Source organism: Streptomyces roseolus, assembly GCF_014649855.1.
Lineage (GTDB): Bacteria > Actinomycetota > Actinomycetes > Streptomycetales > Streptomycetaceae > Streptomyces > Streptomyces roseolus.
In genome coordinates this window covers 98,451-115,017 of sequence record NZ_BMTV01000025.1, presented here as the reverse complement: position 1 = coordinate 115,017, position 16,567 = coordinate 98,451, and the positions used below count along the sequence as shown (strand labels likewise).

Here is a 16,567-nt window from a genome sequence, read left to right as displayed (position 1 = left end):
GGTCGTCGGGGTCGCGGACAAGGGGGCGGCGGTCACAGGCCGGCCCGCAGGAGGTCGCGGAGCGCGCCCCGGTCGGTCTTGCCGTTGCCGTTGAGGGGCATCTCGGCCAGCACGTGGATCCGGGCGGGCGTCATGTAGGGCGGCAGCGCGGCCTCGCAGGCGGCGGTGAGCGCCGCGGGGTCGGCGTCGCCGCAGACGACGGCGGTCACGGTGTGGTCGTCGGGCCACCGCAGGGCGACCGCCTCCACGGCGCCGGCCCGCCGCAGGACGGCCTCGATCTCGCCGAGTTCGACGCGGTGGCCGCCGATCTTGACCTGCTGGTCGTTGCGGCCCAGGTGGACGTAGGCGTCGCCCTGCAGGCGCACCAGGTCGCCGGTGCGGTAGTAGGTGCGTCCCTCGTACGGGAAGTAGCGCTCGGCGGTGAGTTCGGGCGCCCGCCAGTAGCCGGGGGTGGTCTGCGGGCCCGCCATGCACAGTTCACCGGTCTCGCCGTCCGTGACGGGGGCGCCGTCCTCGCCGACGACCAGCGGGTGCAGGCCCGGGTAGGGGCGGCCGATCGGCACGTTGTCGTGGACGCAGGACGCGGGGCCGGTCACCGGGTCCCAGCGGTGGACCGTACAGGCGATGGTCAGCTCGGTGGGCCCGTACAGGTTCTCCACCACCGACCGCGGGGCGGCCGCCTGCCAGGCCTCGGCGGTCTCGCGGGGCAGCGCCTCGCCGCAGAACAGGCTCCAGCGGAGGGTGGGCATGGTGCCGGGGAGGAGTTTCCCGCGCCGCCGCAGGACGGCGGCGGCGGACGGCACGGAGAACCAGACGGTGATCCCGTTGCGCTCCAGGTACCTGAACGGCGACAGCAGCTCGATGGGGTCCATGGAGCAGACCCGGGCGCCGTTCTCCCAGGCCATGAAGAGGTCGAAGACCGACAGGTCGAAGGTCTGGTCGAAGGTCTGCGTCAGCCGGTCGTCGGGGGTGAGCCGGTAGCGCTCCTGGCTGGCGTCGAGGAACGCGCGGACGTTGCCGTGGGTGACGGGCACGCCCTTGGGCACGCCGGTGCTGCCCGAGGTGAACAGCAGGTAGGCGAGGTCGTCGGGCGCGACCGGCGGCAGCTCCTCCAGGGGCGCGGCGGCGGCCAGGTCCCGGGCGTCCAGGACCCGGACGTCGCCCAGGTCGCCCGCCTCGGCCCGCTCGGCGTCGGGGAGGAGCACGACCGGCTTGCGCGGCAGTCCCCGCAGGAGGCCGGCGAGGCCGGGCAGGGAGGCGGCGTCCACGACGAGCGCGTCGACGTCGGCGCGCTCCAGCATCGAGCGGGTCCGCTCGGCGGGGAACCTGCGGTTCAGCGGGACGAACGCGGCGCCCGCGTACAGCGCGGCGACGACTCCCAGGTAGGAGGCCTCGCTGCGGTGGGCGAAGACCCCGACCCGGGCGGGCCGGCCGCCCGCGGCCTCGACCAGCGGGGCGGCCCAGCGGCGCGCGGTGGCCGCGGCCTCGGCGTAGCTCACCTCACGGCGCCCCAGGGTCAGCGCGGTGCGGTCCGGCTGGACGAGCGCGTGCTCCAGGAGGCCCGCGCCCAGGCGTACGTCCGTTGCTGTGGTCATGTCTGTCCGAACTCGTCGACGGCGGATTGGCTCGAAGCTATCGACGGCCCGGGGGGCCGGTCCCGGTTGTGCGCACTGCCGCGCTAAACACCCTTGACCGGGGAAAAACGCGTTCTGCTCGTTTTCCCCGACGGAGGCCGGCCGACGACGCGACGGCGACGCGCCCCCGGCCGGGGGCGCGTCGCCGCGGGAAGTACAGGGGCGCTCAGACGGTGGCGGCGGCGTCCTTCGCCGGGGCCTCCGCCCTGCGGGCGCCGAGGGAGACGACGGCCGGGACGACGGCGCCGAGCACCGCGTAGGCGACGGCCAGGACGACCCAGCCGACGGCGCCGTGGCCGATGACCAGCCAGGCGAGGACGGCGGGGGCGAACATCTTGCCGATGTCCTGGCCCATCTTGTACGTGCCCTGGTACTGGCCCTGCGCGTGGTCGGGCGCCAGGTCGAAGACGATGGTCCAGCTGCCCGCCGCCTGCCGGATCTCCCCGAACGCGTGCAGCAGCGCGCCGGCGCCGAGGAGCAGGCAGGCGGCGACGACCTCCGCGCCGTCGGTGAGGGCGAAGAGCAGGCAGGCGGCCGCCACGCAGCCGGCGCCCTGGAGGCTCGCGAAGGACGCGGACCTCGGGCCGTCGACGCCGCGCGCGGCCCGGGTCTGGAAGGCCACCACGAGGATCGTGTTCAGCAGGAGCAGGGCCGCGCTGGTCCAGCGGGGCGCGTCCGTGTGGTGGACGACCCACAGGGGCAGGACGAGGTCGAGCAGCAGGGCGTGGGTGGCGAGGGCGCCGTCGAGGACGGTGAACGCCAGGAACGGCGTGTCCCGCAGCACCGAGAAGGCGGCGCCGGGCGTGGCGGGCGCCGGGGGCACGGGGCGCTCCTTGAGCGTGAGGAGTCCCGTGACCAGGAAGCACAGGGCGGTGAAGAGGACGGCGCTCTGGTAGCCGACGCGTTCGTCCCACACCAGGACGAGGCCGGCCAGGCAGGCGCCGACCGCGAGGGTCGCGTTGACCGCGGCCCGGATGTACGCCATGACGTGGACCCGCTTCTCCCGGGGCACGTTGGCCGCGATCATCGCCTTGCGGGCGTTGTTGCCGGCCCGGTAGGCGAGGCCCTGCACGGAGGTGACGACGAGGTACGACCAGAAGCCCTGCGCCGCGACCAGGGCCGCGGTCAGCGGGGCCAGGGCGAGGAACGACCACAGCTGCACGGTGCGGGGTCCCGCGCGGTCGGCGAGGTGGCCGAGCGGGATGCTGGACACCAGGACGAGGACGGCCGTCACGCCGAGGGCGACGCCCAGCTCGCCGGGCGACATGCCGACGACCGTCACCGCGTAGAGGGCGCTGAGGGCCATCCACAGCCCCTGCCCCAGGCTCATCACCATGGTGATGAAGGTCAGCAGCCGGGTGGGGCCGGGCTCGGGAAGTATGCGGATCGGCACGGTCGGCTTCCTGTCGCGTGGTGGGTGGTGCGGGGGACGTGCGGAAGGGGGCGGACCGCCGCTTCACGCCCGGGAGTAGAGGTGCTCGGGCCGGCCGCTGGTGCCGTACCTGAGGGTGAGCCGCAGCCGCCCGCTGTCGGCGAGGTGCTTCAGGTACCGCTGGGCGGTCGAGCGGCTGATGCCCGTCAGCTCGGACACCTCCTGGGCGGCGAGCTCCCGCCCGGCTCCGTGCTCCTCGACCATGCGGGAGACGAGGTCCGCGGTGCGCTCGGAGAAGCCCTTGGGCAGGTCCCGCGCCGCGTCCGGCGGGGAGCCGCCGCCGAGGGTCCGGTCGACGGCGTCCTGGTCCATCTCCGTGGCGTCGGTGAGCGCGGCGCGCGTCCGGGCGTACGACTCCAGGCGTTCGCGGAGGCTCTCGGGGGTGAACGGCTTGACGAGGTAGTGCAGGACGCCCGCGCGGCGGGCCGCGCGGACCGACTCGGGCCTGCGGTCGGCGGTGACCATGAGGACGTCGACGTCCAGGTCGAGGGCGCGGAGGCGGCGGGTGACGGAGAGTCCGCTCTCGTTGGGGAGGTGCTGGTCGAGCAGGACGAGGTCGATGCCGCCGCGCTCGACGGCCGCCAGGGCCGGGGCCGCGCTGTGGGCGATGCCCGCCACCCGGAAGCCGGGCGTCTCGGACACGTAGTGGGCGTTGATCCTCGCCACGTAGAAGTCGTCGTCGACGACGAGCACGTCGATCACCGGCCCTCCCGCGGCCGGCCCGGCGTGTCCGCCTCCCCCTGGCACGCCGTCCGTCGGCGGGCGTCCCGGCGCTGTTCGCCGGCGCGCATCCGGACGGTGAAGACGGCGCCGCCGCCCCGCCGGTCCCGCACCTCGACGGAGCCGTCCCGCGCCTCGGCGACGGCCCGGACGAGCGCGAGGCCGATGCCCCGGGGGCGTTCGGGCGAGGCCGGTTTCGTCGAGGTGCCCCGCTCGAAGACCCAGCCGCGCAGATGGGGTGCCACGCCGGGCCCGTTGTCGTGCACGGAGAGGTCGACGGTGCCCCGCTCGTACCGGAGCGCGACCTCCACGCGGGGCTCCGGCCGGCCGGCGCCGGCGACGGCGTCCAGGGCGTTGTCGACGAGGTTGCCGAGGACGGCGCCGATCTCCCCCGCCCCCTCCAGGCCGTCGGGCAGCCGGGAGGCGGGACAGAGCCGGAGGTCCACGCCGCGCTCGGCGGCGGCGATGAGCCTGCCCACGGCCTGGGCGCGGACCAGGGGGTCGGCGATCCGGCGGGTGATCGCCTCGACCGTGGCGACCGGCACCCCGTGGGAGGCGGCGAAGGCGTCCGCCCGCTCCTCCGCGAACCGGGCGAGCACCTGGAGGCCCCTCAACGTGTGGAGCGCGTTGCGCCGTTCGTGCCGCCGCACCTCGGCGTCGACCAGATGACGGGCGCTCTGGAGGCCGGCGAGCCAGGCGCGCTCCGCCGCCGTGGGAAGCGCGACCCGGGGCTGCGGGGCGGTCGCGTACATCTGGCTGGGGTGGGTCATGACGGACTTTCCGTGGTCCTCGCACCGGTGAAGGTGAACCATTGGACCCGATCAAGCCGAACACTTCAACGAATGTGGCGTGAATAGATCACCTCGCTCACTTCTCCGGTGTGAAGGCGTCCGGGACCGGCAGGGTCGACCAGTTCGTCAGCGGCCAGGCCACGACGACGGCGCGGCCCACCACGTCGTCGAGGGGGACCATGCCGGCGTGCGGGTCGTCCTGGTGGTAGCGGGAGTCCTGGGAGGCCTGGCGGTGGTCGCCCATGACCCAGAGGTGCCCGGCGGGGACGGTGACCTTGAACCGGCCGCCCTCGTCGTCGCTGCACGGGGTGTTGCCCGCGTACACGTACGGCTCCGTGAGCGGCTCGCCGTTGAGCCTGAGCGGCCCGGTGCCGGAGCATTCGACGGTGTCGCCGGCGACGCCGATGACCCGCTTGATCAGGTGCTGTTCGTCGGCCGCGGGCATCAGGCCGACGAAGCCGAGGGCCTTCTGGACGGTGCTCGGGGGCTTCGCCTCGTGGCCGGCGAGCCAGTCGGCGGGGTCGCGGAAGACGACCACCTCGCCCCGGTCGGGTTCCGAGCCGAACCACGGGGTGAGCTTGTCGACGAGGACCCGGTCGTCCTCCTGGAGGGTGTTCTGCATGGAGCCCGAGGGGATCAGGAACGCCTGGAGCAGGAAGGTCTTGATCAGGAAGGCGAGGCCCAGGGCGACCACGGCGAGGAGGGGGTACTCCAGCCACGGGGAGAGCTTGCGGCGCTTCCGGGGGGACTCCTCCGGTTCCGGGGCCGGCCTCGTCTCCGTCGACACGTCCGTGCTGTCCGTCATCTCCGCCCGCCCCGATTCAGTTGGTTCCTGCCGCATGGGTCGACCCTAGGGCCCGTACTCCCCGGCGAGCAGTCCCCCGGCGGGTTCGCCCTCCTTACGGGTGACCCGCCGGGGGACGGGCTCAGCGCAGTTCCTCCGGGCAGGCCGTGCCGCGCGGGAAGAGCTTGTACGGGGCCGCCAGGCGGTAGGTGCCCGCCTTCGGGGCGACCAGTTCCGTCCACTCGTCGCCCTGTTCGTCCGGCTCGGCCTTCACCAGGCAGCCGTTCTCGTTCGCGAAGACCTTCGGGAGCTCCGTCTCGGACTCCTCCCGCGCCCGCTTGGACTCCTCCGTCTCCTGCGGGGGCTCCAGCTTGCCGCCGTTCTCGTCCATCAGCGCCAGCCACGGCGAGTAGGGGACGCGGATCCTCACCCGGGCCGGCCGGTCCAGGCGGAGGACGACCTCGTTCTCGGCGGCGCGCTCGACCTGCGCCGGGGCGTCGGCGAGCGGGGTGGCGCCGGCGACCTCGTACAGCCGCCAGTTCGCGTCGGACCACACCTGGTTCAGGTACGGCAGGCCCTGGCCGACCAGCTCGGCCTCGCGGGCGGCGCCCGAGTCGGGGGCGCCGGTCGGGAGGACGACGTACCGGACGGCCCAGCGGTGGAGCCATTCGCGGTAGTTCACGGCGTTGAGGGTGTCGTCGTAGAAGAGCGGGTTGCGCTCCATGTCCGCCTGGCGGTTCCAGCCGCGCGCGAGGTTGATGTACGGGCTGAGCGCCGAGGACTCGCGGTGGCTCGACGCCGGCACGACCTCGACGCGCGCCTTCCGCGCCTCCCGGACCTGGAGCTGGTTGATCAGCGGCGCCACCTCGAAGGCCCAGGAGGCGTCCGGGCGGGTGCGGATCACGTCGTCGACGCCCTTGAAGCCGATCCAGAAGTTGAGGCCGAGGAAGGCGACGGCCAGCGCGTACCAGCGGCGCGACCGCGGGCGCGTGTAGGGCAGCGCCGCGAGCAGCGCCACGCCCGCGAAGAGCATCGGGAGCCGCGAGATGTTCGACCCGATCTGGGAGTCGATCAGCCAGGTCAGGAACGTGCCGACGGTGTAGCAGGCGGCGGCCGTGCGGACGGTGCGCCAGTCCCTCGGCACGAGGACGAGGACGAGGATCCCGAAGAGCAGCGGCAGCGACGTCGACCCGAAGGACATCGGCTGGGTGCCGGAGAAGGGGAAGAGCCAGGAGGAGAGCGCGACGACCGCGACCGGGGCGAGGCCGATGGCGTACGCGCCCGGCCTCCGCTTGTTCAGGAAGAGCGCCGCCGCGACGACGCCGAGGAACAGGCCGGCGACCGGGCTGCACGCCGTCGCGAGCCCGGCGAGCGGCGCCGCGACCGCGGCCTTCGCCCACCGTTTGCGGCGCCAGCGGTGCGGCCAGCAGAAGACGGCGGCGACCGCGCCGAGCGCGAACATCATGCCGAGGCCGAAGGTCACCCGGCCCGACAGCGCGTTGCAGAGGAAGGCGAAGACGCCCGCGAGCGAGCAGGCCATCGGGTTCCGGACGGCCGGCACCCGCACCAGGATCAGCGCGGTCAGCGCGGCGGAGAGCGTCCCCGCGATCATCATCGTGGAGCGGACGCCGAGCACCGACATCACGTACGGCGACACGACGCTGTACGAGACCGGGTGCATGCCCCCGTACCAGGCGAGGTTGTACGCCGAGTCGGGGTGCCGTCCGACGAACTCCGCCCAGGCGTCCTGCGCCGCGAGGTCGCCGCCGCTGTTCGCGAACCAGAAGAACCAGAGGACGTGGAGCAGCGCGGCGACGCCCGTCGCCACCATCACGGGGTAGCGGCGCTTGCGGCGCCGCGGCGGCGGCGCGGCGGCGGCCGGGGGCCGCTCGGGGGCGGAGCGCTGGTTCGGGAGCACGATGCGCGGCGGTGGACCGGGGGTGGGGGGCGGGACGGTGCCGGGGGCCGGGGAGGCCTCCTGGTCGCCATCCTGCGCGACGGGCGGCCCGGCGTCCTGCGGAGGGCGCGGCCGGGGGTCCGGACGCGTGGCGGTACGGTCCGTGGCGGCCCCGTCCGCGGCGGCCTCGCCGCGGCCCGCGCGTGTCGGCTCGACGGTGGTCACTGCGGCCCTCTCCCGTGCTGCTTCCGTGCTGTCCTGTGTGGGTCGTCCCTCTCGCGGGGGCGCGGCCGGCACCCCGAAGACGCTAACAGCAGGGCGCCCCGGTCGTCCGGGGCGCCCTGCTGTCCGTGCGGCCGGGGGCTCAGCCCACGCGGGTCAGCTTCTTGTCGAAGCCGGGCTCCACCAGGTCGGACCGGAGCGCCACCGGGGCGCTGATCCTGCCGGCGCCCTCGCCGACCGAGACCGTGCCGACGACGTCCCCGGCCCTGCCGGAGTGGGGGACGGCCTTGCCGCCGTCGGTCAGCTCCAGGTCGACCTTCAGTCCCGGCCAGCCGACGGCCTTGATCTCCTTCGTCGCCACGACGGGTGTCTGCCCGCCGAGGCCGTCGTCGATGTATCCGACGACCTGGCCCTTCTTCACGACGACGGCGGAGGTGGCGTCGGCCTGCGCCTTCTTGATCAGCTCGTAGCTGTAGTCCAGCGACAGCTCCAGCTTCTTGTTGAGCGACTCGGCGTTCTGCGCGCCCATCACGATGCCCAGGATGCGGTGGACCTTGCCGTCGACGATCGTGTTCGCCGACCAGAGCAGGTTGCCGCCCGCGGGGGTGGAGGAGCCGGTCTTGATGCCGCTCACGCCCGGCTTGAGCAGGAGGCGGCTGTTGTTGTTCTCGATGTAGCCGACGCCCTCGATGGTGGCGTTCGGCATGTCCACGATCTCGCGGAACACGTCGAACTTCATGACCGCCTTCGCCAGCTTCAGCTGGTCCTGCGGCGTGGAGACGGTGGAGTCGAGCAGGCCGGACGGGTCGGTGTACCGGGACTGGGTCATGCCCAGCTCCTTGGCGGCGGCGTTCATCTTGTCGACGAACGCCTGCTCCGAGCCGGCGTCCCAGCGCGCGAGCAGCCGGGCGACGTTGTTGGCCGACGGGATCATCAGGAGCTGCAGCAGCTCCTTCTCCGTGTAGGTCTGGCCCTTCTTCACCGGCGCCGTCGACTCGTGCGCCGCCTTCGCCTGGTCGGCGGCCTTCTGGTCGATGGTGATCTCCGGCCCCTTCTGCTTCCCCTTGAGGGGGTGGTCGCGGAGGATCACGTACGCGGTCATCGTCTTCGTCACGGACGCGATGGGGGCCGGCTTCTGCGCGCCGTACGTGCCCATGGAGCCGACGCCCTCGATCTCCACCGCGCCCTGGCCCTCGCCGGGCCACGGCATCTTCAGCGGGCCGCCCGCGAAGGTGTACGTCGGCGTCCCGGAGAGCTTCAGGGCGGGCGCCGGCAGCGGGCGGACCATCTGCGCGATCGCGAAGACGATCAGGAGGAGCAGGACCAGCGGGGTCCAGATCCGGATCCGGCGCAGGGTCGTGCGCCAGGCGTTCGGCGGCGGGGGCGGGGTGTTCGTCAGCTCGGCGAGCAGATCGAGCGGCGGCAGCGGGGGCAGGGGCTGCTGCCGCGTCCGCTCGGGCTCGGCGAGGGCGGGGGACGGGGCGGGGGCGGGGGTCTCCGCCTTCGGCTGGGGCTCGGGGGCGGCGGCTTGGGCCTTCGCCGCCTTCCGGTCGGCCGGGACGTCCGGACGCAGCGGCACGAAGGTGCTCGTCCGCTCGCTGTCGGAGTCGGGGCCCGCGAGGTCGCGCGGCAGCTTGAGCGCGGTCGTCGGCTGGTCCACGACCGGCGGCCGCACGGCCCGGAACATGGTGGTGGGCTGGTCGACGGGCCCCTCGGAGGCGGCCGGCTTCGACGCGGCGGCCTTCGGCGCCCCGGCCTCCGGCGCGGCGGGCCGGGGCACGTCGGCCTGGGGAGCGCCGGACGTGGAAGCGTCCGCCTCGGGCGCGGCGGACTTCGGCGCGGCGGGCGCCGGGACCTCGGACTTCGGGGCGTCGGGCTTCGACCCCTCGGACTTCGACGCCTCGGGCGCGGACGGCGCGGGCTCCGACGCCTCGGCTTCGGCGGCACCGGACGTCGCCGACGCCGACCCGGGAGCCTCGGACCGCGGCTCGGCGGGCTTCTTGGCGGCGAACCACGACGGCTCCACCGCCTTCGGCGCCCCCGCGGCCGCCCCAGGGGCCGCCACGGGCTCGTCGGCGGCCTCGGCGGCCTCCGAGCGCTCCTCGGGCCCGGAGGGCGCGGAGACGGGCCCCTCGGCCTCCGAGCGCTCCTCGGACACCTCGTCAGCCTCAGGCGTCCCGTCGCCCTCAGGCGTCCCGTCGCCCTCGGGCGTCCCGTCGCCCTCGGGCGTCTCGTCATCGGTCTCGGGCGACTCGTCGACGGGACCGGCGGGACCGTCTTCCTTCTCCGCCGTGGCGACCCACGCCGCGACGGCCTGCTTCAGGCGGTCGCCCTCGGGCGCGGCGCCCTCACCGGACTCCGGAATCGATTCATCAGCCCGGCCGGCCGGCTCCGCCGGCTCCGCGTCGTCCTCCGGGACGCGCGGCGCCAGGGTCTTGAAGACCGCCGTCGGCTGGTCCACCGGCGTCGGCGCGGACGCCGCGGACGCCGGGGAATCCGAGGAGGCAACCGCCGACGAGCCCGACGGCGTCCTCCCCTCCGACGACCCCTGCTGCTCCGCCCTGTCGGGGGACTCGCCCGCCACCGTGCCTCCTCCATGCGTCATGCGTACGTCCGAACCGTCTACCAGTGTCCTGTGTGAACCCCTTGGCTCCCGTGCTAGACGAGAACGACATACCTACCGGTTCCCGGACGAACCGCACAGGCACTCTCGACAGATGAATGTGAGAGGGGTCACCCTGTCATTCATCCACGCGGGGAGGCATGGATGGGCAGGAGCCGCAGAACACTTCCGGAGGAGCTTCTGCTGCTCGCTCTGGACCCGACCACGGGTACCACAGCGCAGCCGCAGTCGCTCGATCTGGGCCTGGCCGGAGCACAGCTAGTAGAGCTGGCCCTGGCAGGACGGATAGCCCCTGACGGGGATCGTATCGCCGTGGTGATGCCACGGCCGACCGGAGATCCGACTCTGGACTCCGCACTGGAACTGCTGCGCAGGCGCGGCAGTCCGGTCCGGGCCGTCCACTGGATCGGCGGACCCCGACTGGGGCTCCGCCAGACGTATCTCTCGCATCTGGAGCGATGCGGCATGGTGCATGCCGTGGAGGGCCAGATGTGCGGGGTGCTGCCGACGACTCGCTACCAGGCGACGGACACGGCGATCAGCCGGGAGATCAGGGCCCGGCTGGACAGTGCGATCCGCACCGGGGTACCCCCGGACCCGCGGACCGCGGCGCTCGCCGCACTGGCCCACGCGGTCGGTCTCGGCAAGCACCTGTACCCCGGCAACGAAGGACGGTCGTCGCGGTCCCGGCTGCGCGACCTGATCCGGCACGACCCCATGGGCGGTCTCGTGGCGCACGCCGTGATGGACGTCCAGAACGGCGCGGCCGCACAGCCGCGCCGCGGCGGTCAGGGCGTACCCGCCCAGCCGCGCGGCCCCATGGCCCGCGCCGCCGTCCACTGAGGCGGACGCACGGCCCGGGGCACCGCACCACACCGCACCACCGCACCACGACCCTTCCGGGAGCCGCACCAGGTGTGCGGGGCGCCTCCGGGCGTCCCGCACATCGGCGTCCCCGCCCCCGGGTTGTCGGGTTTTCCCAGCGCACCCGGCACCTTTGGTGGCAGTCTGCCAAGCAGTAGGTACTCACAGCTACGCATCGCAGACAGCAGCCGGAGGTGCAGTTTCCGTGGCGTCCAGTGTCAACCCCACCGTCAGGCGACGCCGATTGGGGCAGGAGCTGCGCAAGCTCCGCGAGGGCAAGGGCATGACGGCCGAGCAGGTCGCCGAGCGCCTCCTCGTCTCCCAGTCCAAGATCAGCCGGCTCGAGAACGGCCGCCGTTCCATCAGCCAGCGCGACGTGCGCGACCTGTGCGGGGTGTACGAGGTCGAGGACGAGGCGATGGTCAACTCCCTCATGCAGATGGCCAAGGACTCGCGGCAGCAGGGCTGGTGGCACGCCTTCGGCGACATCCCCTACAGCGTCTACATCGGCCTGGAGACGGACGCGCAGAGCCTGCGCGTCTACGAGCCGCAGATCATCCCCGGACTGCTGCAGACCCGTGCGTACGCCACCGCCGTCATCTCCGGCGCGCTGCCCGAGTCGACGGCGGCCGACATCGAGAAGCGGGCCACCGTCCGCACCCGCCGCCAGGAGCGGGTCCGCGACGAGGAGCGCCCGCTGCGGCTCTGGGCGGTCATCGACGAGGCCGCGCTGCGCCGGGTCGTCGGCAACCGGCAGGTGATGGCCGAGCAGTTGGAGCACCTCGTCGAGCAGTCGCACCTGCCGCACGTGACCGTGCAGGTGCTGCCCTTCGACACGGGCGCGCACCCCGGCATCAGCGGCCAGTACTCGATCCTGGAGTTCCCGGACGCCTCCGACTCCAGCGTCGTCTACATCGAGGGCGTGACGAGCGACCTGTACCTGGAGAAGGGGCCGGACGTCGCGAAGTACAGCTACATGTACGAGCACCTGCGGGCGCAGGCGCTGGGCGTGGAGCAGACGCGGGAGTTCGTCGCCGGCATCGCGAAGCGGTACGCGGAGGGCTGAGCCCCCCGGCGGGCGCCGCCCGCCGGCCGCGGCGCGGGCAGGCCGGAAACGGCCGTCGGGCCCCGACGGATCCGACAGATCCGGCGCGTCCCGCGGACCTGACAGGTCCGCGCCACAGGGGGAAGGCACGGTACACCCCCGTCTCGACCTGACGGAAGCCCAGTTGGAATATGCCACCCGGTCGTGTGAACGCCGGTCCCGCCGCTCGGGACCGGCGAGTAGCGTCGATCAGGCCGGTGGAGATCACGCCGGCACCGACTCTCACGCCCTTCGGGCAGAACCGGAGCTGAGCACATCATGGCCATCATCCAGGGTGCCACCGAAAACTGGACCAAGTCCTCCTACTCCGGCGGCAACGGCGCCTGCGTCGAGGTGAAGTCCCCGGTCGTCGCCACGATCGCCGTCCGCGACTCCAAGGCCCCCGAGGGTCCGTCCCTCTCTTTCGGACCGGGCTCGTGGAACGCCTTCGTCGGCCGGGTGAGCGACGGGGCCCTCTGAGCCCCGCAGCACCGCACGCAGTACCCGCAGAGCGCCCTCTCGTCCGGTCCGCCGTCCTGGCCGAGAGGGCTCCCTCATGTCCGGGCCGGGACGCGCAGCGGAAGCGACCGGCTACCGCCCCGGCCGAAACGCGGCGTCAGGGCGTGGGGTAGCGGGTGTGCCAGGTGGGGGTGTGGAGGGTGGGGGACTGGGTGAGCTCCATGGCGAAGTCGTCGGCGAGTTCCAGGATCGTCCCGCGCCCCTCCACCGCCGCCAGCCACGCCGGCGGCAACGCCGTCTCCCCGTGCTGCGCCCCCAGCAGCGCCCCCGCCACCGCCCCCGTGACCGCGGACGGCCCGTCGTGGTTGACGGCCAGCCGCAGCCCGTGCCGGACGTCCTCGCCGACGAGCGCGCAGTAGACGGCCGCCGCCAGCTGCCCCTCCGCCCGGTCCTCGTCCGCCCCGAGCGCCGTGACGCGCTCCGCGTCGGGGACGCCCTCGCGGACCGCCGCCAGCGCGCGCGTCAGCGCCTCCGTCACCGGCTCGTGGCCGGGACGCGCGGCCAGCAGGCCCAGGGCCGTACCGGCGGCGGCCTCGACGGAGGCGCCGCGGGCCACGCCGTGGACGGTGACGGCGAGCGCGCCGGCCGCGAGCGTCGCGGCGGGCGCGCCGTGCGTCTGGGCGGCGCACTCGACGGCCAGCTGGCAGACGAGCTGCGGCTCCCAGCCGACGAGCAGCCCGATCGCGGCGGAGCGGGCGAGCGTGCCGGAGTCGTCCGCCTCGGGGTTCTTGGGCCGGTCGGGCGTGCCGAGGCGTTCGTCGCCGAGGCCGGTGAGGCAGGCGCGGGGCGCGTCGCGGCGGGCGTACAGCCACTCCTGGCGGCCGAGCCAGCCGTTGTCGTGGCGGCGTTCGTCGGGGCCCCAGTCGCGCTGGGTGGCGGCCCAGCGCAGATGGGCGCGGTGGATCTCGGTGGGCGGGTGCCAGACGCCGCCGTCGCGGCGGACGTGGGCGCGGATGAGGCCGTCGACGGTGAACAGGCCCATCTGGGTGGCGGCGGTGACGGGCAGGGTGCCGTCGGGGGGTTCGACGAGGCCCGTGTCGCCGTGCTCCGTCCGGATCTCCTTCAGCGTCCGCCGGTGGACGCCGGCGCCGAGCGCGTCGCCGACGGCCGCGCCGAGCAGACAGCCGCGGACGCGCGCGCGGAAGTCCTGTTGTTCGGTGCGGCCCCACACGGCCGCGGCAGTGGTGGTCACGACGTGCCCTCCCCCGTCCGAGGTCCTGCTCTCTCGCCGTTCTGACACCGGTCTGCGCAGCACTCTAATCGACGGGGTGTGTCCGTTCGGGGGTCGATTCCTTATGTGATCGGACGCCCTTCAGGCCGCTTTTGACCACAGTTCAGTCGCCGATCACCGGCAGCAGTTCCGGCAGGTGGCCGTCCGAGGCGCGGGCGGCCGCCTGCCGCTCGGCGGGCACCCGCCCGTACAGGGTGGTGCGGGGGCGGGACGGGCGGCCGGCGGCCTCCGCGATCGCCTCCAGGTCGCGGATCGACCGGTACGAGCCGTAACTCGACCCGGCCATGCGGGAGATGGTCTCCTCCATCAGCGTCCCGCCGAGGTCGTTCGCGCCGGAGCGCAGCATCTCCGCCGCGCCCTCCGTGCCCAGCTTCACCCAGCTGGTCTGGATGTTCGGGATGTGCGGGTGGAGGAGGAGACGGGCCATCGCCGTCACCGCGCGGTTGTCGCGGACCGTCGGACCGGGGCGGGCGATGCCGGCGAGGTAGACGGGCGCGTTGGTGTGGATGAACGGCAGGGTGACGAACTCCGTGAAGCCGCCCGTCCGCCGCTGGAGGGAGGCGAGGGTGCGGAGGTGGCCGAGCCAGTGGCGGGGCTGGTCCACGTGCCCGTACATCATCGTCGAGGACGAGCGCAGGCCCAGCTCGTGCGCGGTGGTGACCACCTCGATCCAGGTGGCGGTGGGCAGCTTGCCCTTCGTCAGCACCCAGCGGACCTCGTCGTCGAGGATCTCGGCGGCCGTGCCGGGGATCGAGTCGAGCCCGGCCTCCTTCGCCGCCGTCAGCCACTCGCGGATCGACAGGCCGGTGCGGGTGGCGCCGTTGACGACCTCCATCGGGGAGAAGGCGTGCACGTGCATGCCGGGGACGCGTTCCTTCACGGCCCGGGCGATGTCGAAGTACGCCGTGCCGGGCAGGTCCGGGTGGATGCCGCCCTGCATGCACACCTCCACCGCGCCGACCTCCCACGCCTGCTGGGCGCGGTCGGCGACCTGGTCGAGGGAGAGGGTGTACGCGTCGGCGTCGGTGCGGCGCTGGGCGAAGGCGCAGAAGCGGCAGCCGGTGTAGCAGACGTTGGTGAAGTTGATGTTCCGGGTGACGATGTACGTCACCTCGTCGCCGACCGCCGACTTCCGCACGTCGTCCGCGACCGCGCACAGCGCGTCGAGCGCCGGTCCGTCGGCGTGGAAGAGGGCGAGGGCCTGCGCGTCGGTGAGGCGCGTCGGGTCGTCGGCGGCGACGGCGAGCGCCGCGCGGACGTCGGCGTCGATCCGCTCGGGGACGGCGTCGGGCACGAGTCCGGGCGCGGCGGCCTCCCGCAGCGCCTCCCAGTCGCCGTACACCTCGTCGAAGTCCTCGCGCCGGTCGCCCGTACGGCCCTCGGTGTCGATGGTCGCGTGCAGGTCGGTGCGGCCCGAGGCGGTGAAGGACTCGTCCGGCTCCTGCCACGGCAGCCCGCGGACGACCGCGTCGGGGTTCGCGAGACCGGTCTCCGGGTCGGCGAGGGCCCGCACGTGCGGCACGATCCGCGGGTCCAGCCACGGCTCGCCGCGGCGCACGAACTCCGGGTACACGCAGAGCCGTTCGCGCAGCTCGAAGCCCGCGGCGCGGGAGTGGGCGGCGAGCTCGTCGATCCGCGGCCAGGGGCGCTCGGGGTTGACGTGGTCGATGGTGAGCGGGGAGACCCCGCCCCAGTCGTCGACGCCGGCCGCGATCAGCCGCCCGTACTCGGCGTCCACGAGGTTCGGCGGCGCCTGGAGGCAGGCGGACGGGCCCATGACGAGCCGGGCCACGGCCACGGCGGCGACCAGGTCGTCGAGCTCGGCGTCGGGCGCCGCGCGCATCGCCGTGTCCGGCTTGGCGCGGAAGTTCTGGATGATGAGTTCCTGGATGCCGTGGTACGCCCGCGCGACCCGGCGCAGCGCGAACAGCGACTCGGCCCGCTCCTCGTACGTCTCCCCGATCCCGAGGAGCAGCCCGGAGGTGAAGGGCACGGAGGAGCGCCCGGCGTCCTCCAGGACCCGCAGCCGCACCGTCGGCTCCTTGTCCGGGGAACCGTGGTGCGGGCCGCCGGGCTCGGACCACAGCCGGGTGGCGGTCGTCTCCAGCATCATCCCCATCGACGGCGCGACCGGCTTGAGCCGCTGGAAGTCCGTCCACGACATCACGCCCGGGTTCAGGTGCGGCAGGAGCCCGGTCTCCTCCAGGATCCGCACCGACATGGCCCGTACGTACGCGAGGGTGTCGTCGTACCCGTGCGCGTCCAGCCACTCGCGCGCCTCGGGCCACCGGTCCTCCGGCTTGTCGCCGAGCGTGATCAGCGCTTCCTTGCAGCCGAGCGCGGCGCCGCGCCGGGCGATGTCCAGGACCTCGTCCGGCGACAGGAACATCCCGTGCCCCGCGCGCCGCAGCTTCCCCGGCACGGTGACGAAGGTGCAGTAGTGGCACTTGTCCCGGCACAGCCGGGTCAGCGGCACGAACACGCTCTTCGAGTACGTGATCACCCCCGGCCGCCCCGCCGCCTCCAGGCCGGCGTCCCGCACCCGCCCCGCGACCGCCACCAGCTCGTCCAGGTCCTCGCCCCGCGCCCGCAGCAGCACCGCGGCCTCGCCGACGTCGAGCGCGACCCCGTCCCGCGCCCGCCGCAGCGCCCGCCGCATCGCGTTCCGCGTCGGGGGCGCCGTCGAGCTCTCGGCCTGCTGGTCGGCCTCCCGGCCGGTCTGGTGGTCCGTCATGCCCCGAGCATACGAGCGACGGCGGCGCGCGG

General features: G+C 73.9%; 12 protein-coding genes. 3 read left to right on the top strand and 9 right to left on the bottom strand.

The window, feature by feature from the left end; all coding sequences use genetic code 11:
* Positions 1-32: 32 nt before the first annotated feature.
* The 7 genes from IE245_RS27290 to IE245_RS27260 all read right to left on the bottom strand — a co-directional run bounded on the left by IE245_RS27290 (position 33) and on the right by IE245_RS27260 (position 10,085).
* The gene (locus IE245_RS27290; protein WP_189952203.1) at positions 33-1,595 is read right to left on the bottom strand and encodes an amino acid adenylation domain-containing protein; all 1,563 of its coding nucleotides are present in this window, start codon (positions 1,593-1,595) and stop codon (positions 33-35) included.
* A 205-nt stretch (positions 1,596-1,800) separates the two neighbouring features.
* Complete coding sequence (locus IE245_RS27285; RefSeq protein ID WP_189952201.1) at positions 1,801-3,027, bottom strand: MFS transporter; 1,227 nt, start codon at positions 3,025-3,027, stop codon at positions 1,801-1,803.
* Positions 3,028-3,090: 63 nt separating this feature from the next.
* Complete coding sequence (locus IE245_RS27280; protein WP_189952199.1) at positions 3,091-3,768, bottom strand: response regulator; 678 nt, start codon at positions 3,766-3,768, stop codon at positions 3,091-3,093.
* A complete protein-coding gene (locus tag IE245_RS27275; RefSeq protein ID WP_189952197.1) occupies positions 3,765-4,556 on the bottom strand; it encodes a sensor histidine kinase in 792 nt (263 codons plus the stop codon). Before IE245_RS27275 ends, IE245_RS27280 begins: the two co-directional genes overlap by 4 nt.
* 97 nt (positions 4,557-4,653) lie before the next feature.
* Positions 4,654-5,382 (bottom strand): signal peptidase I, encoded by a 729-nt coding sequence (gene lepB, locus IE245_RS27270; RefSeq protein WP_229851558.1) that lies wholly within the window; start codon positions 5,380-5,382, stop codon positions 4,654-4,656.
* A 121-nt stretch (positions 5,383-5,503) separates the two neighbouring features.
* A complete protein-coding gene (locus IE245_RS27265; protein ID WP_189952193.1) occupies positions 5,504-7,483 on the bottom strand; it encodes a DUF8823 domain-containing protein in 1,980 nt (659 codons plus the stop codon).
* Between the two features lie 139 nt (positions 7,484-7,622).
* The gene (locus IE245_RS27260; protein ID WP_444545745.1) at positions 7,623-10,085 is read right to left on the bottom strand and encodes a D-alanyl-D-alanine carboxypeptidase family protein; all 2,463 of its coding nucleotides are present in this window, start codon (positions 10,083-10,085) and stop codon (positions 7,623-7,625) included.
* Between the two features lie 162 nt (positions 10,086-10,247).
* Here IE245_RS27260 and IE245_RS27255 point away from each other — a divergent pair, with 162 nt between their 5' ends.
* The 3 genes from IE245_RS27255 (at position 10,248) to IE245_RS27245 (ending at position 12,531) form a co-directional block, all read left to right on the top strand.
* A complete protein-coding gene (locus IE245_RS27255) occupies positions 10,248-10,946 on the top strand; it encodes a GOLPH3/VPS74 family protein (RefSeq protein ID WP_189952191.1) in 699 nt (232 codons plus the stop codon).
* A gap of 226 nt (positions 10,947-11,172) precedes the next feature.
* Positions 11,173-12,033, top strand: coding sequence for a helix-turn-helix domain-containing protein (locus tag IE245_RS27250; RefSeq protein ID WP_189952189.1), 861 nt, complete (start codon positions 11,173-11,175; stop codon positions 12,031-12,033).
* 297 nt (positions 12,034-12,330) lie between these two features.
* Complete coding sequence (locus IE245_RS27245; RefSeq protein WP_189952187.1) at positions 12,331-12,531, top strand: DUF397 domain-containing protein; 201 nt, start codon at positions 12,331-12,333, stop codon at positions 12,529-12,531.
* Between the two features lie 136 nt (positions 12,532-12,667).
* Here the strand turns inward: IE245_RS27245 and IE245_RS27240 are convergent, their stop codons facing one another.
* Positions 12,668-13,762 carry an ADP-ribosylglycohydrolase family protein gene (locus tag IE245_RS27240; RefSeq protein WP_189952185.1) on the bottom strand — a complete coding sequence of 365 codons (1,095 nt, stop codon included), beginning with the start codon at positions 13,760-13,762 and terminating at the stop codon, positions 12,668-12,670.
* Between the two features lie 142 nt (positions 13,763-13,904).
* A complete protein-coding gene (locus IE245_RS27235; protein WP_189952183.1) occupies positions 13,905-16,535 on the bottom strand; it encodes a bifunctional FO biosynthesis protein CofGH in 2,631 nt (876 codons plus the stop codon).
* Between the last annotated feature and the right edge of the window lie 32 nt (positions 16,536-16,567).